Origin of the sequence: Chlorogloea sp. CCALA 695, from assembly GCF_003003885.1 — a bacterium.
Taxonomy (GTDB): Bacteria; Cyanobacteriota; Cyanobacteriia; order Cyanobacteriales; family Chroococcidiopsidaceae; genus Aliterella.
Genome location: NZ_PVWN01000004.1, coordinates 108,252 through 129,193 on the forward strand (window position 1 = coordinate 108,252; position 20,942 = coordinate 129,193).

Sequence of the window (20,942 nt, forward strand, 5' to 3'; positions counted from 1 at the left end):
TGAGTAATGGGTAATGGGTAATGGGTAATAGTTCAAATTCCCAATGACCAATTCCCGATTACCCTTTTAGTTACTCTGGTACTACCTTGAGTTTATATTTATCCCACATTGTTCCGCCTTGAGAGCCGAGAGCAGAGTATTCTAATCCTTGGATGCGATCGCGTACTGCAACTAAAGACAACGGGCTTACTAGGTGAATAAAGGGTAAATATTCCTGAGTCAATTTTTGAGTTTCGGCATAAATAGCTTTACGCTTTGCTTCATCTAATTCTTGAGAACCTTTAATGTACAAACGTCCAATTTCTGCTTCCCATGGGGCTATTTCCCTTCCTATAAGCGGTTTTTCTCCTGGTGGTTCTTTTTGGTTGAAGCTGTGCAAACCACCATTAGTCAACCATACATTAGCGCCATCGTGAGGTTCTATACCACCTGTAAAACCGAGTAAGTAGCATTCCCAATCTAAAGAATTTGACAGCTTATCTGTAAGTGTATTAAAGGCAATGGGGTTGTAATCTACTTGAATGCCAATTTTACTCAAATCTTGTTTAACTTGCGCTCCCATTGCAACGCGAGTTTTATTTTCGCTATTAGTAATTAATGAAAACCTGACTCTATTGCCCTCTGCGTCTAATAATTGCTTTTTATTGTTGTATTTAAAACCTGCTTGCAACAATAATTCCTTTGCTTTTTGGGGGTTATAGTTATACGTTCTCAAGCCTTGTGCGGGGGAAATGTAAAAAGGGCTTTGAATGTCTATCGGCGAATCTTGCACAGCACCCAGACCGCGAAAGACGTTATTTAGCATGGTTTGGCGATCAATGGCGTAGGCTACCGCCTGTCTAAATTCTAAGGTATTAAACCAACGGGATTTAATTGGATCGATTAGGGGACGATTATTTCTTTTCCCTTTATTTAAGTTAAAGGCGATAAAAACCTTTTGAAACTTAGCACCACCGTTATAAACCGTAAATTTACCTCGTTTTTCTTCCCGTTTGAGCAACGAAAAGTTTTCGGGAGAAATTTCTACAACATCCAAACCTTTAGAGCGAAATTGCAAGACGATTGTATCGGTAGATTCAATGATTTGCCAGACAATCCGCTCAATATAAGGCTGTCGATTTCCTTGAGCATCTTTACGCCAGTAGTAAGGGTTACGTTCAAATATGACTCGCTGACCGGGGGCGTAACTTGCTATTTTATAAGCACCATTAACAATAACTTTGCGCGGATCTGTATCTGTTCCCCAAGTAGAGAGAAATTGAGGTTTTCCTTTAGCATCCTTAGTTGTAATCGACTTTGCTAAAATGTGTTTTGGCAAAATACCGACAGAATTTGTTGATGCTCCGGTAGTTGTGCTAAGAAAAGGTGCAAAAGGTTCGGGAAAGATAAATTCGACTTGGCGATCGCTCTTTTTCCTAATTTCGGGAAAAACCCCCCCCGCACCTACTTTTAAAAAGTCTTTCCAATCGGTCGGTATCGCTGGATTGAAAATGATGTCTTGATAAGTAAAAACAACGTCATCGGCGGTTAGCGGTTCGCCATCTGACCATTGCAAACCCGCTCTTAAAGTAAAAGTTATGCGTTTTTTATCGTCTGAAACTTGCCAAGATTCGGCTAACGCTGGCTCAATTTTTGCTGTAATCCCGTTAAGCGTGGTTAATCCTTCGCTGGTAAACAAAAAAATATGGGGAAACTCTTGGTTAAAAGCGTAGTTAAAAGTTTTTGGGTCGCCAATAGTGCTAGTAACTAACTGCGATACTTGCGCCGCTTCGGTTTTTAACTCTGTTGGGTTGCAGCTAGTCAGGCTAAAAATGAGTAAAACTGTCAGCCAAAATCGCCAGAATAAGAGGATCATTTTATTTTTCTACAGCTTTCAATTCGTAAATATTCCAAATTGGGCCGCCATAAGCTGAATATTTGATATTTTGAATGCGATCGCGTACTGCCAATAAACCAATAGGATTAACTAAGTAAATAAAAGGTAAGTATTCTTGAGTGAGACGTTGAGTCTCAGCGTAGATTGCTTTACGTTTAGCTTCATCAACTTCTTTTGCGCCTTGAACATATAAGCGACCAATTTCGGCTTCCCAGGAGGCAATTTCTCGACCTGCAATCGGCGTTTGCCCAGTTTGAGGTTTTTGGTTGAACATATGAGATGAACCATCAGGTAGCCAAAGGTTTGCGGCATTATTTGGCTCTACACCACCTGTAAAACCAAGATACACACAATCCCAATCAAGGGTATTGTCTAGCTTTTCTACTAAAGAATTGAAAGCAATATTTTGGATATCAACGCGCATCCCAATTTTGCTTAAATCTTGCTTGATTTGTGCCTGAATAAAGCCTGTACCACCAGTATTAGCTGTCAGAGTAAAACGGACTCTGTTACCTTGTGCGTCGGATAACTCGCCCTTATCGTTGTATTTAAAACCTGCTTGCTGTAACAGTTCCTTTGCTTTTTGAGGATTGTAATCGTAGGATTTTAAACCTTCATCGCGCGAAAGATAATAAGGGCTTTGGACGGCAATTGGAGAGTTTTGCGGCTCCCCTACTCCTTGAAAGATATTATTAATCATCGCTTGGCGATTGATACCGTAGGCTACCGCTTGTCTAAATTCTACAGTGTTGAACCAGCGCGATTTAATAGGATCGATTAAAGGTTTACCGTTTCTTTTGCCTTTATTTTGATTAAAAGTAATAAACATCGTACTTGATGAAGGGCCACCATTATAAATAGTGAAACTTCCCCGCTTTTCTTCACGCTTGAGTAATCTAAAAGTTCTCGGCCCAATTTCGAGAATATCTAACCCTCCCGAACGAAACTGTAATACAGCAGTATCAACGTTTTCTACTAATTGCCAAACTATCCGCTCAATATAAGGTTGAGGGTTTCCTTGCTTGTCTTTGCGCCAGTAATAGGGGTTGCGACCAAATATTACTCGTTGGCTGGTATTGTAAGCGTCTAGCTTGTAGGGGCCATTGCTAATAACTTTTTTGGGATCAGTATCTGTTCCCCAAGTAGATAAAAATTGCGGCTTCCCTTCCCCGTCTTTGGTAGTAATCGTTTTAGCTAAAATGTGTTTGGGAAGAATTGGCGTTCCTCCCGCACTGCGGAGTAAAGGTGCAAAAGGTTCGGGTACTATAAATTCTACTTGGCGATCGCTAATTTTACGCACTTTAGGTAAAGCCTTGCTTTCGCCAATTTGCAAGCCGTCTCTTGTAGATGTGGGGATATCTGGGTTTAAATAAATATCATTAAAGCTAAAAACTACGTCATCAGCCGTTAAAGGTATGCCGTCTGACCATTTCAACCCTTGACGCAAGGTAAAAACTATTTGCTTTTTGTCGTCGGAGATTTGCCAAGTCTCGGCTAAGGCTGGCTCAATTTCGGCTGTTACGCCATTTTCAGTAATCAAACCTTCGTAGATTAGAGAAAAAACGTTAGGAGACTCACTACTGAGAGCATAGTTAAAGGTTTTTGGTTCGCCGACTATAGTATCTACTAGCTGCGTTACTTGCGCCGCTTGAGATTTAAAATCATTAGGATTACAGCTACTAAGAGCGATCGCAATTACAACCGTTAATAGTCCTACCAACCACCGCCGCATCGAGGGAAAAATCGCAAACATCTGGCAAAGTTACTAAATCTCTATAGTTTACAAGGTTTCCCCAAACAGCATCTAATTGTCTACCTTAAGTTCGTAGATATTCTAAAATGCGCCTAAAGCGGAGAATTTGAAGTTTTGAATGCGATCGCAACTACTAACGTTAGTATAAAAGCTATCGATTTACGCCCCAATTGTAAAAAGTCATAACTTATTTAACATATTTATATTGATTTGCGGATTTTGGCGATCGCACTTGCAAATTTATTTTCAACTATAGCGAGATTATCAGTTTTCTATTAGAAATCTTTATCGCCAGTAACGCTTACCTTTCCAAAAAACGCCTAAAATCACCCCCACTAACTGTAGTTGATTAACGTCCGTTAAAAAGGCTGGTATAGGGATGTAACTTCTAATTATTAAGCCAACAATTAAACATAAAATTAAAGACCAAAGCACCCCAGCATTAATAAAAACTTGTTTTTTTAAGGTTTCTAGTAAAAATACAGCTAATGCACCAATACCAACACCGATCGCACTAATGGTAAATAAAGATAATAAAGGTGAGTATAACGTCGCAGCTAATATTCTGACGATTATAAACTGCGTCACTTCATTTAATTGGTCATAAGTTAATCCCAGTACCAACTCTAGAGTAGTGACGATTATCAGCGTCATACTACTGACGATTATTAGCGAAGTCCAGGGTAAATATTTAAGTTGACGTAAGGGGTTAGCCATAATTAATTAACTAGATACTAATAAAACTACTGCATAAGCGGCGATTCCTTCTTCTCTCCCTACAGCATCTAATTGTTCGTTTGTGGTGGCTTTAACACCGATACAATCGGCGGGTATTTGCAAAACTTTTGCTAGGCGATCGCGCATACTAGAAATATATGGTTTTAATTTCGGACGTTCGGCGACAACTACTGAATCAATATTGCCAATTTTCCAACCGCGATCGCTAATTAATTGATTTACCTTACTTAGTAATACTAAACTATCTGCCCCCGCCCACTGAGAGTCGCTAGGGGGAAAATATAGCCCAATATCTCCCAACGACAAAGCGCCCAACATTGCATCCATAATTGCATGAGTGAGTACGTCCGCATCGCTGTGTCCTAGCAAACCCAACTCATGAGGAATTTCTACCCCGCCCAAAATTAAGCGGCGATTAGTGCTTAGTTGGTGGATATCGTAGCCATTACCAATCCGAATATTAACCATAGTTGAAATTTGAAAATATATATTTTTATTAAACTTTTTGATCTAAGTAACTTACTACTGTCCTTCTCGCTTTTTTGACCAAACACCCCTGACATACTTATCCCTGTTACCACCAATACCATTAATCCTAATCGGTTCAAAATTGGATAAGCTGCATAAGGAGGTTTGGAAAATTTAAGTTTAACTTGCAAGGAGCGCGATCGCTTATTCGCCTTTTTTGGTTCTAATTATAGCCATAAGACGCTAACTTATAAAATAGCATTGGACAATGTAGCCACTATATGAGTAGTATTGTTTTTGTTTTTTGGATGATTAAAAAAGAGATTTACTGATTTATTTATTAAATTAAACTCTACTCCACGACTCTTGGATAAAACTGATAGCGATTTGAATTAATGGCCATCCCAGCAAACAAATTAATGATGCCCAAGTAGTATTAATATCTAACCCTTGACGGACAGCAACAATTACAGCAAGTAAACTCCAAACAGACAAAACAAGCTCAATTGGTTGTCCGAGTAGTGGAATCAGCGTTAAAAAGTTTAATACTTGAGGAGCATAAGCAAAACCAATAGGAATTAACAATTCTCTAAAACTTGGCGAATTTCTCCTTAACCGTCTACCAATTAGCCAAATAGTCAACGTCCAAAAGTAATAGCCAGCAACAATACTCAGCGCATCAACCAAAAGTGCTAAAGGCAAAATAGAGATTGCTGTCCAATTAATGATAAAAACAACCCAAGTACCTATAGCATGGGAAATTGCGGCTAAAATTACGATGGTTTGAGCGACGCGATGAGTTATAGCATCATTCGGGGCATTTTCGTAGAAATTAGCGTCTAGGGACAAAGCACTAGCTAAAGTTTTTCCTAAACCCTTTCTTGTCTCTTTGTTCCTCACTATTGGTTCCTAATATTAATAGCTAAGTGTAAAATACTATTTAATTGATTAACTATAATTAAATGTGGCGACTATTAGTTAAATTAATTTTTTGGTTGCGGGGTGGAAGTTTAAAACTCTTAACTATAGCCCTAATAATTTTATTGGTTTGGGGAACACTTTCGCCAGTTGGAACCTTAATTTGGTGGGCTGATGAAGGCGTACAACTGCTGGGATTAAAAACCAATCCTAAAGTTATGCCTATAAGCCCTAATACTTCAATTTCTAAATCTTCTCAGTTAAATTGTTATATTGTCTTTCTCCCAGGAGTAGGAGATTTTTCCGCAAATCAACTCACGTCCGGCGAAGAATTATTTTTAGATAGTTTAGTTGCTGCTCATCCTAATTGTATCGCCGTCAGCGATGTTTTTCCTTACTCTGCCGCCAATGAAAGCTTGGGCGGAAAGCGGGTACTTGCTCCATTATGGAATTTTGCTGATCGCGCTCAAGGATGGTTGGCAATATCAAATGTAGTCATTAAAATTCGTAATTTGTGGCGATTTGCAATTTCTGCCGATCCCCGTTACGGCCCAATTTACAATCAAGGTATTGCTACAGCTATTATTGAGCGCATGACTGCCCAGCAGCCTATACCAGAAAAACCGCAAATTATTCTTTTAGGGACTAGCGGCGGCGTACAGGTGGCTCTAGGTGCGGCAGATTATCTTAAGCGCAGATTAGAGGCTAACATTGTTGTAGTTTCTTTAGGCGGTGTATTTGCGGGAACCAATGGGTTTAAAGTAAGCGATCGCGTTTATCATCTGCACGGCAAATTTGATTGGGTAGAAAATATTGGCGCGGTTGTATTTCCTTCTAGGTGGCGTTGGAGTGTAGCATCGCCTTTTAATCAAGCTCGGTTGCAAAATCGTTATACGGTAGCAAGTTCCGGCGCTCACGCTCACGACGGAGCGGAAGGTTATTTTGGTGAAAATTTGCATAACAAAGGCGTTACTTATGTAGATTTGACCTTGCAACAAGTAAATCAATTACCGATCTGGTTAGCAAAAAAGTAAGAGTAGGATTATTTTTGTATAAATATTTACACTTAAACTTAGTACAATATATTTTTTTAAGTAGCATAATAACTTAAATATCTCAAACCTAGGCTGGAAGAATACTGGCGGTTTTGCCTCCTAATTAGCGATCGCCTAAAAAATCTTTCTTCATAGCCTTTGGAAGACGTAACAGCAAATCAAAAAATGCTATCAAACTAAAGAGACAAGTATAGGAAAATAGCATGAGTCAAATTTCAGGAAAAAGCATCATTATCACGGGTGCAAGTAGTGGTATTGGAGAGGCTACAGCTAAAATGTTAGCCAAAAGGGGCGCTAAACTAATGCTTGCTGCCCGACGCGCGGACAAGCTAGATAAGTTAGTAGCAGAAATTGAAGCCGCCGGAGGAACCGCCGCTTATCAGGTAGTAGATGTAACCAAACAAAGTCAAGTCCAAGCTTTAGCCGACGAGACATTAAAGCAGTATGGCAAAATCGATGTCATGGTTAATAATGCTGGGATTATGCCCCTGTCTAGGCTCGATCAACTCTTAGTAGAAGAATGGGATCGCACCATAGATATTAATATCAAGGGCGTACTCTATGGAATTGCGGCGGTACTACCAGCGATGCAAAAAGCGCAAAGCGGTCACATTATTAATATATCCTCGGTTGCGGGTCATGTAGTGTTTCCTAACGCCGCCGTTTATTGCGGGACTAAGTACGCCGTCCGAGCAATTACTGAAGGCTTACGCCAAGAAATAGGTAAAGATATTCGGTGTACAATTATTTCGCCGGGAGCCGTTGCTACAGAGTTGACTAATCATATTACTGATGAAACTGCTGCAAAAGGAGCCAACCAGCTTTATGAAATCGCCATTGGTGCAGAAGCCGTAGCCAGTGCGATCGCCTACGCCATTGAGCAGCCAAAGGAAGTAGATATTAATGAAATCCTTTTGCGTCCTACTGCTCAACAGTTGTAGTTGCAGTAATTAAATCCGGCTGGGTTTGGGGAGTTACCTTACCTAAACCCAGCAAAAAAGTAACCATAATGAGCAAAACTAAGGTTTTTTCTAACTAAAGCTACCTTAGTTTCTTTAGAAAGCCAGTTTTAAAATCGACACAAATAATATAGATACATTTTTAAGTTATGGTTACAATTACAAGTTGGTGTGAGTAGGCAGCAATTACTACCTAAAGAATAATGACTATTTGTTTATCTCCAGTTTCCCGTTTTCAATCTGTAAGTTTCGATTTAAAGAATCCTCAACCAATTCCCTATCAAGTTGCTGTGCAAGTCAAATACCTGCATTTAGAGGCAGAAATTGAATCGCTATTGTATCAATTGCAGAGCCTAAATAAACAGCGCCTAGCTACTAGCCCAAGCTCTGTTCAAGAATAGGCAATTATGAACTCAAGCAGCTATCTAGTTAATAATTTTTTAATAATCGACAATTTGATTTTCAGTTGATCAAATCTAACTAATATGGTAAGTTTTTCAACTCACCTTTTAATTAAGCAAGGTTTTAAATAATTAAAAACGGGTAAAGTCTTAAATTTAAGACTTTACCCGTTAATTTTATCCGCTAGGTTTAGTACGCAAGAGTTTCTAGAGTTTCGCGCAAATAACTCCGTACTTGATGATCTAAGCTCAAAGACTGGATTTGATTGTCAAAACTATAATGCTCTAATTGCCAGCGTTGAAAACCAGAACTAGAAGCGATCGCATCTTTTAGTCGCTCCCAGATGTGGGGTTGCTCTGAGCGATCAGTAGCATTTAGAAAACGAGCCATATATTTTTAGTCCTCAGTTTTCAGATTTTGTAATTATTTGGGGCAAGAATAGAGAATTAGATATAAGTATCTAATTCTCTACCGTTACTTTCTTACCTCCAGAGATAGGAAAGTGAGCTTTACTTACTAGCCGCCGCTACCATTGTCAGCGTGCGGCGCTTAGTTACCATTTGATAAGCATCAATGATGTCATTTTCTACCCAGTCATTAAACTTATCAATGCCAATACCGCATTCGTAACCAGCATTAACTTCGCGGACATCTTCTTTCATCCGTTTGAGGGAATCAAGAGCGCCATCAAACACAACTTTACCGTTTCTATTGACGCGCACTTTGCAGTTGCGTACAAGTTTACCTGATAAAACATAACAACCAGCCACCGCACCACGTCCAACGGTAAATACCGCCCGAACTTCGGTTTGACCAAGGGATTCTTCTACAAGCTCTGGTTCGAGTAGACCTTCTAAAGCGCCTTGGATGTCTTCTAAGAGTTTGTAAATAATGTTGTATTCGCGAACATCTACCCCTGCCTCATCAGCAGCTTGTCTAGCTCCACTTGCAAGAGTCGTATTAAATCCGACAATTACAGCGTTACTAGCGGCTGCTAAGTCGATATCTGTCTCAGTAATTTCTCCAGGAGCAGCTAACAGCAAGCGAATTTGAACTTCATTTTGTGGCAATTGTCGGAGCGAACCAATAATTGCTTCTAAAGATCCTTGAACATCAGCTTTGATAATCAAGTTGAGTTCTTTGAGTTCTCCTTCTTGAGCTTGAGCCGAGAGGGTGGTCAAAGTAGCTCGTCCTTGCATCAATCGAGATTGGCGTTGTTTGTCGGCTCTCAACTGTGCGATCGCTCTTGCTTCTTTTTCGCTCTCAAATACGTCAAATTCATCTCCGGCGGCGGGAACTTCACTTAATCCCAATACTTCCACCGCAAAAGATGGACTCGCTGCATCTACTCGTTTGCCTCGGTCATCCACCATCGCGCGGACTTTACCAAAGGCAGAACCAGCCACTAAAACATCGCCGACTCTCAACGTCCCGTTTTGCACTAACAGCGTTGCTACCGAGCCTTTAGCTTTATCTAGGTGAGCTTCAATTACTGTACCTTTTGCCAAGCGATCAGGGTTAGCAGAGAGTTCTTCGACCTCCGCTACTAGCAAGATCATTTCGAGTAAAGTGTCTAAATTCTCGCCTTTAATTGCACTAACGGATGTCATGACAGTATCTCCGCCCCATTCTTCCGGTGTCAAGTTGAACTGAGTTAGTTCTTGCTTAACCCGATCTGGTTGAGCGCCTTCTTTGTCAATTTTGTTAATGGCGACAACAATTGGCACTTTAGCGGCTTGAGCGTGGCTAATTGCTTCAATGGTTTGCGGACGCACGCCGTCATCGGCAGCGACTACTAACACGGCAATATCTGTCACCCTAGCACCCCGCGCCCGCATCGCTGTAAAAGCTTCGTGACCGGGAGTATCGAGGAAAACAATCGGCATTTTCTTGCCGTCGTGGTCTACCTCCACATGGTAAGCACCAATATGTTGAGTAATTCCCCCCGCTTCACCTTGAGCTACTTTAGTTTTGCGGATGGAGTCTAGTAAGGTAGTTTTGCCGTGATCTACGTGACCCATAATTGTCACGACGGGCGGACGACGCTGGAGGTAATCTAAGTCCTCGACCTCTACCATTTCGGTAACTTTACGAGCTTCAGCTTCGGGGGCTTCAACTTCAACCTCCGTGCCTATCTCACTGGCGACCATTTTAATTGTCGGAATATCCAAGTTTTGGGTAATATTAACCGCCATACCCTTGATAAACAATATCTTAACGATATCGGTATCGGGAACTGATAATTCTTGGGCTAGTTCCTGGACGGTCAAATTTCCCGTAACTACGATTTTTTCTGGACGTTCTTGTTTTTCTTCGGGTTCGTGGCGACGGCGATTGTCGCTGCGAGACGAGCTAGATTTTCTGCCTCGTATTGGTGCGGCGGTAGTTGTGATCGGGCTTCCGGCAGGAGTCACACGGGCGGCTTTTTGCTTGGGCGGACGGGCTACAGACAAGCTAACTTGTACTGGTGAGTCGGAGTCGAGAGCGTCGTCTAAATCTTCCTCATCTTCTAAGTCAATAATTGGCTTAAGGCGCTTAAGTTTTGTTGCTGCCTTGCCAGTTTTAACTGAATCTTGCCCGTCGTCGATGATTTCTTCTTCCTGCCATTTTTTCGCTCCGCCCTTTACTGGACGCGGTAAGGTGGGGCGTTTTAGTAGTTCTTCAGTTTCATCGTTCAGCCTGACGCTATCATCGTCATCAGGGCGATCAATGTCATCACCAATCGCCGCCGTTGCTTTCGGGCGCATTGGTTTGGGGCTAACGGCATCACTTCCCCTAATTGGTCTTGGTCTATTTAGTTCTACTCCTGGTTGACTTCTAGGAGTAACGTCTGCTCTTGCTCCTACAGGGCTAGTGCGTCGAGTTGGTCTGTCTGGACTTGCATCACTTCTTACCCCATCAGGGGTTGCCTCGATCGCGTTTTGCTGTTGGTGCTTTCTTAATAATGGTCGCTCTGGGGCATTTGCTGATAAGTTAGCTGTTTGAGCTATTTTTGCCGCCATTGGTCTACTTGGTGGCTCAAATTGTCTGGTTACGGAGGCTATACTTTGGTCTTCCGAAGCATTTTGGTTTTCAAGATTAAATTCTCCGTTGGGCCTTGATAGTCGTGCTGGGGCAGGTCTAGTGGGCGCGACTGGTGGGTTGTTCCGGGATACAGAGGGACTTTGTATTTCAGACTCGTAATCGGTATCTTGTAATTCTGGGTTATCGGAATTGGCGAGATTTATTTTGGGTTTACGGATTTCCAAAATTTGTTGTTTGTTAGGAGCAGGTTTTGGTTTAGTAACGTTGGACATTTGTGAGTTTGCCTTTGAATTAGCTGTGGATTCTTTGCGTTGGGGAGGTATACCTACGGTTTGTTTTATTTGTTTTTCTGCGGCTGTCCTAATACGCTCTGCTTCATCTTCTGAGATCGTGCTACTGTGACTTTTTACGCTGATATCGAGCTGTTCGCAAATGGCTAGTAGCTCTTTGTTATCCAAATTTAATTCCTTTGATAAATCGTAAATTCTGACTTTAATGTTGTTCATCCACTCTTCCTTTTTGCTTGACAGTTGTAATTGAATGGTCGCTTTAGGGTTTGATAATGGCTGCCATTCACTGAAGTTCCGGGTTATTGGTTGTGGTTCATTTTTTTGCCCGTGCCTCCAACCAAGAAAGAGAGATGTTTTCGTCGAACCAAAGGCACACTGTCAAGCAGTTTGCACCTATAACTTTTAAAGGTGTAGCTTTGCTGGGGGCAACACCTCTAAGAATGGCTTTTCTGCCAATTTTTAAGCAATAGCTCCCTTGAATAAAGCTAGTTTTGCTGGAATAAGGCAGTCGCGTTTGCGGACTTGTTGTGTATGTATGGCTGTTTTTGTTTTCTTGCACTAGCCTAATTTAAAAAAATTGCTTTCAATTTGCCTATTTAAGTTAAATTATCTCAATATCCTATTATTTTACTATTTTGGCACTAACCTACTCGCAATGTGGTTAACATCTATTGACAAGTAATTGCGCTGGTGGAATGCCAAAATGCTTGGTGTCATTAAAAAAATAATAGTTGTGCTTTTGGGGCTAAGTCAAGGAGGGGGTGATTATAGGCGCTGCCACAAGGTGTCATAAACCCCTGATGGTATCGATGTGCGAAGACTTCGCCCTAATCGATTTTTTTTTTGCGCCGCCTGCAAGCAATCTACTTGCGGACAAAGATAAGCCGAACGCCCCATACCTCGATCTAATTGTAACTGCCCAGAGGGATTGACGCGGATAATTCGCCAAAATTCTTGTTTTAGTGCCGCGCGGCGGCAACTAATACAACGGCGATAGTTAGGTTTCATGGATGCAGTGGGGGCAACAGATAAGAAAATTGTATGATTAATACTTTGTTTTGGTCTGTTTGTTTATCAAGCTGTAACATCTGTAGGTTCAATTGCCTCAGCTTGTTGATATTGATCCTCGTCTTCGTCGTATTCTTCCTCTTCCTGTGCTTGGGCTTGGTATTGGGCGGCTAATTCGGCAAATTTGGCATCTTCCGCTTCTTGATCGTACTTGTCGCGGTCTTTAATGTCGATTTTCCATCCAGTCAACCGGGCAGCTAAACGGACATTTTGCCCTTCTTTACCGATCGCTAAACTAAGTTGATCTTCTGCTACTAAGACGTGGGTTTGACGGTTATCGGTATTCATTAGCCGCACTTCATCTACTCGTGCAGGACTAAGGGCGTTGGAAATATAGGTTGAAGGATCGGGCGACCATCGGATCACGTCGATTTTTTCTCCACGTAATTCGTTAACTACTACTTGAATCCGCGAACCTCTAGCACCAATACAAGCGCCTACGGGATCTACATCGCGCTCTAGAGTGTCTACGGCAATTTTAGTGCGGGGCCCAACATAACGCGAGGGGGGGTTTGCTTCTCTAGCTACGGCGACAATGCGGACAACTTCATCTTCTATTTCGGGGACTTCGTTATCAAAGAGGTAGACAACTAAACCCGCATCAGCACGAGAAACTAATAGTTGGGGGCCTCTTTGCTGACCAGTGCTAACTTTTTTCAAGAAAACTCTAAAGGTGGCGTTGGCGCGGTAGTTATCGTTGGGCAATTGTTCGCGCTTGGGCAATTCCGCTTCGACTTCTGGCTGACCAAAGCCGCTATTGACTGCCATAATTACTGATTGGCGTTCAAAGCGTAGCACTCTTGCTTGGAGTACCGCGCCTTCAAGTTCAAGATATTCTTCTTGAATCATTTGGCGCTGGCGATCGCGCAATTTTTGGGCTAATACTTGTTTAGTTTGCATTGCCGCCATGCGTCCAAATTCTAGTTTGTCTGGGGTGACATCTAAAATTACTTCGTTTCCTACTTGGGCATCTGCTTCAAATTCCTGCACGTCGCTAAGAGCAATTTCGTGGTCGGGATCGCCAACATCGTCAGTGATGGTTTTTGTGGCTAAAACGCGAAACCCACCGTACTCTACATCAAGTTCTACTTCAAAATTGTCAAAGTATTCTTCGCCAAAAATCTGTTTATCAAAGTTTTGAGTGCGACGATAGCGTTCGTAACCTTTGATTAAAGCTTCTCTAAGCGCTTCTTGGACAGAATGCTTAGGTAGATTTTGTTCGCGACTGATATTTTCAATCAGGTCTTTGAGTCCGGGAATACTAACCATTGACATAATAAAACCTTTATAAGGGACAATTTTTTACTATTTAACGCCGCTCGTTTAATTGAACTTTTGTTACTAAAGAGCGGGGAATTTCGACTTCTCGACCTTTGATATTGAGATAAAGTGTAGTGTCGTCGCGGCGAATTAGCTGCCCTGTCCACTCTTGTTGTCCTTTGTGGGGACTAGAAGCGCTGACTATGACAGAAAACCCTTTAAAGGATATAAATTCGCGATCGCTTGTTAATTCTCTGGATATCCCAGGGCTAGATACTTCTAATACATAGGCATCGGGAATAATATTTGTCTCCTCTAAAGTTGCTTCTATTGCCCGACTCATGCGTTCGCAGTCATTTAACCCGGTGTCTTGCTGGGGATTGCGAATATCAATTCTTAGTACGGGCGGGTTTTGATTAGTATGAAAAACCACTCCAACAACCTCCAGTTGCAATTGTTCTGCTACGGGGGTCGCCAGTTCGATAATTTGGGGAATTAAAGGGTGAGCCATTTTAGGACACAAAAAAAGTGGGCAGATACCCACTTCCTGAAAAACTATTTCTAAGAAGTTGTTACGGACAATCAAAACTTGGCTGTCTGTACTTTGAGTTTATCTCATTGGGCGATTATCGGTGTAGGAAGGAATTGCGAACTACTTAATTACCCATTACCAATTACCCATTACCCAAACTATTAATAACGAATCCGGGGATCGATATAAGCATTGAGAATATCGATCGCAATACTAGCAAGCACTACTATCGTGGCAAAAAATACTAATATTCCCTGTACTGTGGGGTAATCTCGCAGGGAAATTGCTTCGTAGAGTCGATTTGCTAATCCTGGCCAAGAAAACGTTACCTCCGTTAGCACCGCTCCCCCTAGTAAAGACGCAAAGGTTAATCCCAAAATTGTAATTACAGGAATTAGGGCATTTTTTAAGGCGTGACTGATTAAAATTTGCCGTTCTGAAATGCCTCTAGCCCTTGCTGCTTCTATATAGTCGGCGCGGAGGGTTTGTTTGAGGTTGACGCGCACAATCCGCTCAAAAATCCCGCTTAGTAATACGCCCAAAGTTAGGCTAGGTAAACATAGGTAGTACAATGCTGTAAAAAAGCTGCCTAAGTCGCCTTTAAGTAAACTATCAATGGTATAGAGTCCGGTGAAACCTACCGGAGTAGGGGAAGAAACGGGAAAGCGTGAACCTAAAGGAAACCAGCCTAGCTGTACAGAAAAAACTAATTGTACGAGCATTCCTACCCAAAATAAAGGCAGTGCGTAAGTAATAATTCCAAACAATCGCCCCCCCACATCTAACCAAGAATTGGGACGAGAAGCAGAGATTGCACCTACGGTAATGCCTACTATTAAAGCCGTCGCCATGCTAAAAACTGCTAGTTCTACGGTAGCGGGGAAGTATTGCTTGATAGTGTCCCAAACTACTTCGCCTTGGCTGGTAATAGAAGTTCCCAAATCTAAGCGCAGCAGGCTACTTAAGTAACGCACGTATTGCAGCCACAGGGGGTCTAGTAGTCCCAATCGCAGGCGGTACTCTTGTTTGACACTTTCAGGGGCGCGGACTCCTAGCACCGCATCCACCGGGTCGCCAGGGGTTGCACGCAAGAGTAAAAATACAACGGTAGTGATTGTTAGCAGCATAAGCGGTACTAACATCAAGCGAACGAGGATGTAATATTGCAGAGATTTGGATCTTGACATGATTTCAACCTTTGCTCATTTGCCAAAGTGGAAGTTTCAAAATCGGGTCTATTTGCAAGCCTTGCACTCCTTTTTGAGCAAAAGCATAGTCTTTTGTTTGCACCAAAGGAACGGCGGGTACATCGGTGGCTACTAATTCTTGAATTTCGGTGAAGATTTTTTGTCTCGCTTCGGGGTTTTGTGCTTGGCGCTGCTGGGCGATTAGTTTGTTCATGCGATCGCTATAATAAAACGATCCTTGGCTTTGACTCGCGCCTTCGGTGCAACCACCAGCTTCGCTACCTTTGATGCAGCCTAAAAAGGGTTGAATGTAGTTATCAGGATCGCCAAAGTCTGGATACCAATCTAATAACGCTATTTGGTATAGTCCTTTGCCGATATCGCCGAAAAATGCCGTTGATTCTGCTGCTTGTGGTTGAATCTCAACTATCCCAGCTAATTTCTGGCTGACGTATTCTCGCAACAGACTAGCTATTTGTTCTCTAGTTGTAGAAGTTGCGGGATAAAATACTTCTAACTTGAGCGGATTACTAGCGTTGTATCCCGCTTGGGCTAAAAGTTCTTTTGCTTTAGCTATATTGGCATCACCGTACTTAGTTTGAAATATTGGTTGGTAGCTCTCGAAGGTGCTAGGAATCATGCTGTACAAAGCTTCTGCTTGCTTTCTGTACACGCGGTCGGTAATTAGCGATCGGTCAATTAAGGCAGCTATTGCTTGTCTAACTACTACATTATCTAGGGGTTTTTGTTTGACATTAAGCATCATGTGGGTGACGACATTGCTTTTTTCTTCTAAAGCTTGCCATCCCTTTTGATTTGCTTGTTGTTTGAGACTTTCTACTTGATCGGGACTAAAGGCTAGGTAAGCAACATCTACTCCACCTTTAATGAAGGTATTGTACAAATTCGCCGAATTACTAAGAATTGAAATATCAATGCCTGTATTCGATGGCTTTGTACCCCAATACTTAGGAAAAGCATCCATTTTGACTAATTGCGGGGAAAATTCAACTAACTTGTAAGGGCCAGTACCGACAAAAGTACCGGGTTTAAATTTACCTACGCCAAGTTCGTAAGCTTTGGGAGAAACCGCACACATTCCCGGAAAAGCAAGTAAAGAAGGAAACGCTGCAAAGGCAGTTTTAAGTTTAATTGTTAGTTCGTACTCCGCCGATGCTGTAACAGATTGCACTACATCAGATAACAACGAAGCAGGTTTGCCGCCATTACTAATAAATCGATTTAACGAAAATGCCATAGCTGCGGCATTAAACGGCGTGTCGTCGTGGAAAATAACCCCTTGACGTAGGGGAATTATGTAAGTTAACCCATCGGGGCTAATTTTGGGTAAGGCTGTGGCTAGTTGGGGTTCAAGGTCGTTTGTACCTAGCTTGTAGGTGTAAAGGCGATCGCTTAAACTTGTCATGACGTTATTACCCGCAAGTTCGTAATTATCCGCCGGATCGAGGGTACGCGGTTTTAAGGTTGTTCCCACGCTCAAACGAGTATTAGTTACGGCGCTGGGGGTGGTGGTTTGGGTTGCATTTGGGCGGCTATTACAGCTAACTACCAGCAAACAACATACAGAAGCTAAACCTAAAAATTTGAATATAGATATCCATTTTTTGACAGACAAGCGCAAATCAATCATGTTTGAAATTAACTACTCAATTAAATACAAGCAACAGCTTAGTTAAATTGAATAGTACAACGGAAATGATTTAGCATCCTTGGGCTTGACGTAAACTCGCTGTTGTGGTTCTAAATTTAGTTCGTCAAAGCGATCGCGGCTAAGGTGAGCGGTAACTACTTGACCGTCATCTAATATTAGTTCTGCCTGAATTTCCCAACCTAAATGAATTAACCGATTAACTCTTGCGGGTACGGTGCTGCCATTATTTGGATCTTTTTCGATTACCACGTCTTGAGGGCGCAAAAAGACTTCTGGAGACGCTGAGTGAAACCCATTACCTTGAAACATTTTGGAGTTACTAGGCAAAACATTGACTGGGCCGATAAAACTCATGACAAAGGCGGTAGCTGGATGATCGTAGATTTGGGCGGGTGTACCGATTTGTTCGATATTGCCCTTATTCATGACGACAATTTCGTCGGCTACTTCCATCGCTTCTTCTTGGTCGTGGGTCACAAATACTGTTGTAACGTGAACCTCATCATGTAGCCGTCGCAGCCATGCTCTTAAATCTTTACGCACTTTGGCATCAAGAGCGCCGAAAGGTTCATCTAAAAGCAATACTTGGGGTTGCACCGCTAAGGCTCTAGCTAAGGCTACGCGCTGCCTTTGACCGCCCGATAATTGCGATGGATAGCGATCGCCTAGTCCCATCAATTGGATTAATTCTAGTAATTCATTGACCCGCGTTTTTATTTTTGCTTTGCTGGCTTTGCGAATATCTAAACCAAAGGCGATATTTTGCCGTACTGTCAAATGTTTAAACAAAGCGTAGTGTTGAAACACAAAGCCAATATTGCGTTCTTGGACGCTTTGGGCGGTCGCATCGGTTCCTGTTAGCCAAATTTTACCGCGATCAGGCATTTCTAGCCCCGCAATCAGCCGCAGTAACGTTGATTTGCCCGAACCTGATGGCCCAAGTAAAGCTACCAAAGAGCCGCTTTTTATTTCTAGGTCAACTCCATCAACGGCTTGGAAACTGCCAAACTTTTTGGAGACGTTTTCAACGACAATTCCCACGACCGAACCTCTTTATAAATTAGAAGGCGTTAAATCTAAAGGCATGAATAACATTATCGTTTAACTCGATATTGCGATCGCCTTTGATCTTTAGCTTGTATTTCCCGGTTTATCTATAGGGATACAGTAGTTTTTATAGCATATATCTGATGGTGGCAAAAGATTAGCGTCAAAAATGCCAAAATTGCCAATGATTACTTAACTTTTATATGGAGTTGTTAAGCTGTATTTCAAAATAGGCAGATATTGCCCCTTTTGAGGTGAAAGAGCAAAAAGTCCGTGATACCATGCAATTCTTGCTGTAGAAGATTGGGAGAAGCGCTTTGACTTTACGAGTTGCGGTTGTTGGCTCAGGGCCAGCAGGTTCATCGGCTGCGGAAACCTTGGCGAAAGCAGGTATTGAGACTTTTTTGTTTGAGCGTAAGCTAGACAATGCCAAGCCTTGCGGTGGGGCAATTCCTTTGTGTATGGTTAGTGAGTTTGATTTGCCACCACACATCATTGACCGTAAGGTGCGGAAGATGAAAATGATTTCGCCCTCCAACCGCGAAGTAGATATTAATTTGGTTAATGAAGACGAATATATTGGGATGTGTCGCCGTGAGGTGTTGGATGGTTTTATGCGCGATCGCGCAGCCAGCTTAGGTGCTAATTTAATTAATGCCACCGTCCATAAACTTGATATTCCAACTAACAATACCGATCCTTATACAATTCACTATGTAGACCACAACGAAGGTGGCTCTCAAGGTGTAGCTAAAACTTTAAAAGTAGATGCAATTATTGGCGCTGACGGTGCTAATTCACGTATTGCTAAAGAAATTGACGCTGGGGATTACAACTATGCGATCGCTTTTCAAGAGCGCATCCGTTTACCTCAAGCTCAAATGGACTACTATAACGACTTAGCAGAAATGTATGTAGGCGATGATGTTTCGACAGATTTCTACGCTTGGGTTTTCCCCAAATACGATCACGTAGCCGTCGGTACAGGAACTATGCAGGTACACAAAGCTAGTATCAAACAATTACAAGCAGGTATCCGCGCACGCGCAGCTAAAAAATTAGTTGGCGGCGAAATCATCAAAGTTGAAGCTCACCCAATCCCCGAACACCCCAGACCTCGCCGTGTAGTTGGTAGAGTGGCTTTAGTCGGCGATGCGGCGGGTTATGTTACTAAGTCGTCAGGGGAAGGAATTTATTTTGCGGCAAAATCTGGGCGGATGTGCGCCGAAACGATTATTGAAGTTTCCAATAGTGGCGCAAAAATTCCCACCGAAAACGATCTTAAACTTTACCTCAAGCGCTGGGATAAAAAGTATGGCTTGACTTACAAAGTGTTGGACATTTTGCAATCAGTGTTTTATCGTACCGATGCTACCCGCGAGGCGTTTGTAGAAATGTGCGCTGATATGGATGTACAGAAGCTAACCTTTGATAGTTATTTGTACAAAACTGTAGTTCCAGCAAATCCTTTTACTCAACTCAAAATTACTGCTAAAACTCTGGCAAGTTTGATTCGTGGTAATGCTCTTGCGCCTTAAAGATAGGTTGTAAGAATTTAAACAAATCTTCCTGGGGTGGGCTTCTAGCCTGCCCTTACTTGTTTAAATAGCACGATCAATTTTCAAAATCTTCACGTACAACCCCTGGAAAATCTAAAATAAAGTCTGCGCCATAAACTTTTGCAGGGGTTTGAAAGCCGCAGGTATATTCTCCCGCCAGTACCTTTTGCACAATTTTTACAGCCGTTAAAGCAGTAAGAGTATAACCTTCTGGGCATTGCAATCTCGAACTCAATCGCTTACCCGTACTATCTTCTACTTCTCCCCATAGATAGGTTTTTCCCTCAGCGCGTTCGGTTTCACTAGGCCCTGGAGGCTGATTTTGAATTAACTGTTTTTGAAAATTCTGCACTGCTGGCAATTTTAGCAACCAACCAACATAGCGAAGTGCGATCGCTAAAATACGTGTGGAGGCAGGAAACGCGGCATAAACTTCTATATTGGGAATACCTGTACTGTAAAAAGCTGTAGCTACATCGCCCCAGGGAATTGTTACCGCTTCAACTTTACCCTGTCCAAAGTCAATTGAGCGAGTCTTAAAAGCCGCCGGAACAGTCGTCAAAACTCCATCGCGCCTAATTTTTCCTCCTTGATGTTGAGCTTCTATCATCGTGTTAGCCGTGCCTCTAGAGATGCGTCCTAATGTTTGAAACCCAAGTGCTAACCGTATTGCTGATGGTAGTCGCCCTTTGAGGTGGGCGGCGAGACAGTCGGAGGGAACAACATCAAAGCCGACACCCGGAAGTAACATCACTCCGGCGGTTTTTGCCAAAGTATCCTGAGAAGCGATTTCTTCAAATACCCTAATTTCTCCCGTAATATCCAAATAGTGAGTTTGAGAACGCAAACAGCCAGCAACCATAGGTGCAGAAGTTTGAGAAAATGGCCCCGCACAGTGTAGCACTACTGTTATGTCCGCTAAAGCCGAATCAGTTGCTGATTGGTTATCTAACGCAAAAGCGCGGTATTCTAAACCTAGTTCAGTGGCAAGAGGGGCAACTTTTTGAGAGTTACGAGCCGCTAGAATTGGTCGCAGTCCTTGTTGTACCGCTAACCGAGCAATTAATTCGCCCGTGTAGCCGTTAGCACCATATAACAAAAAATTTGGAGTCATCTATTTATCGACTTGATCGT

Annotated in this window: 19 protein-coding genes; 5 read left to right on the forward strand and 14 right to left on the reverse strand. The window is 42.3% G+C overall.

What is annotated here, in order from left to right; genetic code table 11:
- Nucleotides 1-70: 70 nt before the first annotated feature.
- From C7B70_RS03830 to C7B70_RS03855, 5 genes are all read right to left on the reverse strand, one after another.
- Nucleotides 71-1,855 (reverse strand): ABC transporter substrate-binding protein, encoded by a 1,785-nt coding sequence (locus C7B70_RS03830; protein ID WP_106367747.1) that lies wholly within the window; start codon nucleotides 1,853-1,855, stop codon nucleotides 71-73.
- Nucleotide 1,856: 1 nt separating this feature from the next.
- Entirely contained in the window at nucleotides 1,857-3,629 is a 1,773-nt protein-coding gene (locus tag C7B70_RS03835) for an ABC transporter substrate-binding protein (protein ID WP_106367748.1), read from the reverse strand.
- 285 nt (nucleotides 3,630-3,914) lie between these two features.
- On the reverse strand, nucleotides 3,915-4,346 hold the full coding sequence (locus tag C7B70_RS03840) for a peptide chain release factor 1 (protein WP_106367749.1): 432 nt from the start codon (nucleotides 4,344-4,346) through the stop codon (nucleotides 3,915-3,917).
- Nucleotides 4,347-4,352: 6 nt separating this feature from the next.
- Nucleotides 4,353-4,835: a 2-C-methyl-D-erythritol 2,4-cyclodiphosphate synthase gene (gene ispF / locus C7B70_RS03845; RefSeq protein WP_106367750.1), complete on the reverse strand. Its 483-nt coding sequence runs from the start codon at nucleotides 4,833-4,835 to the stop codon at nucleotides 4,353-4,355.
- 345 nt (nucleotides 4,836-5,180) lie between these two features.
- Nucleotides 5,181-5,735 carry a YIP1 family protein gene (locus tag C7B70_RS03855; protein ID WP_106367751.1) on the reverse strand — a complete coding sequence of 185 codons (555 nt, stop codon included), beginning with the start codon at nucleotides 5,733-5,735 and terminating at the stop codon, nucleotides 5,181-5,183.
- Nucleotides 5,736-5,797: 62 nt separating this feature from the next.
- Here C7B70_RS03855 and C7B70_RS03860 point away from each other — a divergent pair, with 62 nt between their 5' ends.
- The 3 genes from C7B70_RS03860 to C7B70_RS03870 all read left to right on the forward strand — a co-directional run bounded on the left by C7B70_RS03860 (nucleotide 5,798) and on the right by C7B70_RS03870 (nucleotide 8,168).
- A complete protein-coding gene (locus C7B70_RS03860; RefSeq protein WP_106367752.1) occupies nucleotides 5,798-6,787 on the forward strand; it encodes a hypothetical protein in 990 nt (329 codons plus the stop codon).
- A 224-nt stretch (nucleotides 6,788-7,011) separates the two neighbouring features.
- The gene (locus tag C7B70_RS03865) at nucleotides 7,012-7,749 is read left to right on the forward strand and encodes an SDR family oxidoreductase (protein ID WP_106367753.1); all 738 of its coding nucleotides are present in this window, start codon (nucleotides 7,012-7,014) and stop codon (nucleotides 7,747-7,749) included.
- 221 nt (nucleotides 7,750-7,970) lie between these two features.
- On the forward strand, nucleotides 7,971-8,168 hold the full coding sequence (locus C7B70_RS03870) for a hypothetical protein (RefSeq protein WP_106367754.1): 198 nt from the start codon (nucleotides 7,971-7,973) through the stop codon (nucleotides 8,166-8,168).
- A 190-nt stretch (nucleotides 8,169-8,358) separates the two neighbouring features.
- Here C7B70_RS03870 and C7B70_RS03875 read toward each other — a convergent pair whose 3' ends face one another.
- On the reverse strand, nucleotides 8,359-8,559 hold the full coding sequence (locus C7B70_RS03875) for a hypothetical protein (RefSeq protein ID WP_106367755.1): 201 nt from the start codon (nucleotides 8,557-8,559) through the stop codon (nucleotides 8,359-8,361).
- 119 nt (nucleotides 8,560-8,678) lie between these two features.
- Complete coding sequence (infB, locus tag C7B70_RS03880; RefSeq protein WP_106367756.1) at nucleotides 8,679-11,699, reverse strand: translation initiation factor IF-2; 3,021 nt, start codon at nucleotides 11,697-11,699, stop codon at nucleotides 8,679-8,681.
- Between the two features lie 92 nt (nucleotides 11,700-11,791).
- Here infB and C7B70_RS26255 point away from each other — a divergent pair, with 92 nt between their 5' ends.
- Complete coding sequence (locus tag C7B70_RS26255) at nucleotides 11,792-11,953, forward strand: hypothetical protein (RefSeq protein WP_158260468.1); 162 nt, start codon at nucleotides 11,792-11,794, stop codon at nucleotides 11,951-11,953.
- 295 nt (nucleotides 11,954-12,248) lie between these two features.
- Here the strand turns inward: C7B70_RS26255 and C7B70_RS03885 are convergent, their stop codons facing one another.
- The 6 genes from C7B70_RS03885 to C7B70_RS03910 form a co-directional block, all read right to left on the reverse strand.
- The gene (locus tag C7B70_RS03885) at nucleotides 12,249-12,491 is read right to left on the reverse strand and encodes a YlxR family protein (protein WP_106367757.1); all 243 of its coding nucleotides are present in this window, start codon (nucleotides 12,489-12,491) and stop codon (nucleotides 12,249-12,251) included.
- Between the two features lie 66 nt (nucleotides 12,492-12,557).
- A complete protein-coding gene (gene nusA, locus C7B70_RS03890) occupies nucleotides 12,558-13,826 on the reverse strand; it encodes a transcription termination factor NusA (RefSeq protein ID WP_106367758.1) in 1,269 nt (422 codons plus the stop codon).
- A gap of 34 nt (nucleotides 13,827-13,860) precedes the next feature.
- Nucleotides 13,861-14,322, reverse strand: coding sequence for a ribosome maturation factor RimP (rimP, locus tag C7B70_RS03895; protein ID WP_106367759.1), 462 nt, complete (start codon nucleotides 14,320-14,322; stop codon nucleotides 13,861-13,863).
- Between the two features lie 182 nt (nucleotides 14,323-14,504).
- Nucleotides 14,505-15,530 carry an ABC transporter permease gene (locus tag C7B70_RS03900; RefSeq protein ID WP_106367760.1) on the reverse strand — a complete coding sequence of 342 codons (1,026 nt, stop codon included), beginning with the start codon at nucleotides 15,528-15,530 and terminating at the stop codon, nucleotides 14,505-14,507.
- A 4-nt stretch (nucleotides 15,531-15,534) separates the two neighbouring features.
- Nucleotides 15,535-17,181, reverse strand: a complete 1,647-nt coding sequence (locus C7B70_RS03905) for an ABC transporter substrate-binding protein (protein WP_106367761.1) — start codon at nucleotides 17,179-17,181, stop codon at nucleotides 15,535-15,537.
- A gap of 42 nt (nucleotides 17,182-17,223) precedes the next feature.
- On the reverse strand, nucleotides 17,224-18,243 hold the full coding sequence (locus C7B70_RS03910; protein ID WP_106367762.1) for a sulfate/molybdate ABC transporter ATP-binding protein: 1,020 nt from the start codon (nucleotides 18,241-18,243) through the stop codon (nucleotides 17,224-17,226).
- A gap of 323 nt (nucleotides 18,244-18,566) precedes the next feature.
- Here C7B70_RS03910 and chlP point away from each other — a divergent pair, with 323 nt between their 5' ends.
- Nucleotides 18,567-19,787, forward strand: coding sequence for a geranylgeranyl reductase (gene chlP, locus C7B70_RS03915; RefSeq protein ID WP_106367763.1), 1,221 nt, complete (start codon nucleotides 18,567-18,569; stop codon nucleotides 19,785-19,787).
- Nucleotides 19,788-19,863: 76 nt separating this feature from the next.
- Here the strand turns inward: chlP and C7B70_RS03920 are convergent, their stop codons facing one another.
- On the reverse strand, nucleotides 19,864-20,922 hold the full coding sequence (locus C7B70_RS03920) for a trans-acting enoyl reductase family protein (protein WP_106367764.1): 1,059 nt from the start codon (nucleotides 20,920-20,922) through the stop codon (nucleotides 19,864-19,866).
- Nucleotides 20,923-20,942: the final 20 nt, after the last annotated feature.

What these genes read in the sequence shown, in the direction of transcription:
- C7B70_RS03830 (WP_106367747.1), bottom strand. Translation starts at nt 1,855, where the DNA reads ATGATCCTCTTATTCTGGCGATTTTGGCTGACAGTTTTACTCATTTTT.
- C7B70_RS03835 (WP_106367748.1), bottom strand. Translation starts at nt 3,629, where the DNA reads ATGTTTGCGATTTTTCCCTCGATGCGGCGGTGGTTGGTAGGACTATTA.
- C7B70_RS03840 (WP_106367749.1), bottom strand. Translation starts at nt 4,346, where the DNA reads ATGGCTAACCCCTTACGTCAACTTAAATATTTACCCTGGACTTCGCTA.
- ispF (WP_106367750.1), bottom strand. Translation starts at nt 4,835, where the DNA reads ATGGTTAATATTCGGATTGGTAATGGCTACGATATCCACCAACTAAGC.
- C7B70_RS03860 (WP_106367752.1), top strand. Translation starts at nt 5,798, where the DNA reads ATGTGGCGACTATTAGTTAAATTAATTTTTTGGTTGCGGGGTGGAAGT.
- C7B70_RS03865 (WP_106367753.1), top strand. Translation starts at nt 7,012, where the DNA reads ATGAGTCAAATTTCAGGAAAAAGCATCATTATCACGGGTGCAAGTAGT.
- C7B70_RS03870 (WP_106367754.1), top strand. Translation starts at nt 7,971, where the DNA reads ATGACTATTTGTTTATCTCCAGTTTCCCGTTTTCAATCTGTAAGTTTC.
- C7B70_RS03875 (WP_106367755.1), bottom strand. Translation starts at nt 8,559, where the DNA reads ATGGCTCGTTTTCTAAATGCTACTGATCGCTCAGAGCAACCCCACATC.
- infB (WP_106367756.1), bottom strand. Translation starts at nt 11,699, where the DNA reads ATGAACAACATTAAAGTCAGAATTTACGATTTATCAAAGGAATTAAAT.
- C7B70_RS03885 (WP_106367757.1), bottom strand. Translation starts at nt 12,491, where the DNA reads ATGAAACCTAACTATCGCCGTTGTATTAGTTGCCGCCGCGCGGCACTA.
- nusA (WP_106367758.1), bottom strand. Translation starts at nt 13,826, where the DNA reads ATGTCAATGGTTAGTATTCCCGGACTCAAAGACCTGATTGAAAATATC.
- rimP (WP_106367759.1), bottom strand. Translation starts at nt 14,322, where the DNA reads ATGGCTCACCCTTTAATTCCCCAAATTATCGAACTGGCGACCCCCGTA.
- C7B70_RS03900 (WP_106367760.1), bottom strand. Translation starts at nt 15,530, where the DNA reads ATGTCAAGATCCAAATCTCTGCAATATTACATCCTCGTTCGCTTGATG.
- C7B70_RS03905 (WP_106367761.1), bottom strand. Translation starts at nt 17,181, where the DNA reads ATGATTGATTTGCGCTTGTCTGTCAAAAAATGGATATCTATATTCAAA.
- C7B70_RS03920 (WP_106367764.1), bottom strand. Translation starts at nt 20,922, where the DNA reads ATGACTCCAAATTTTTTGTTATATGGTGCTAACGGCTACACGGGCGAA.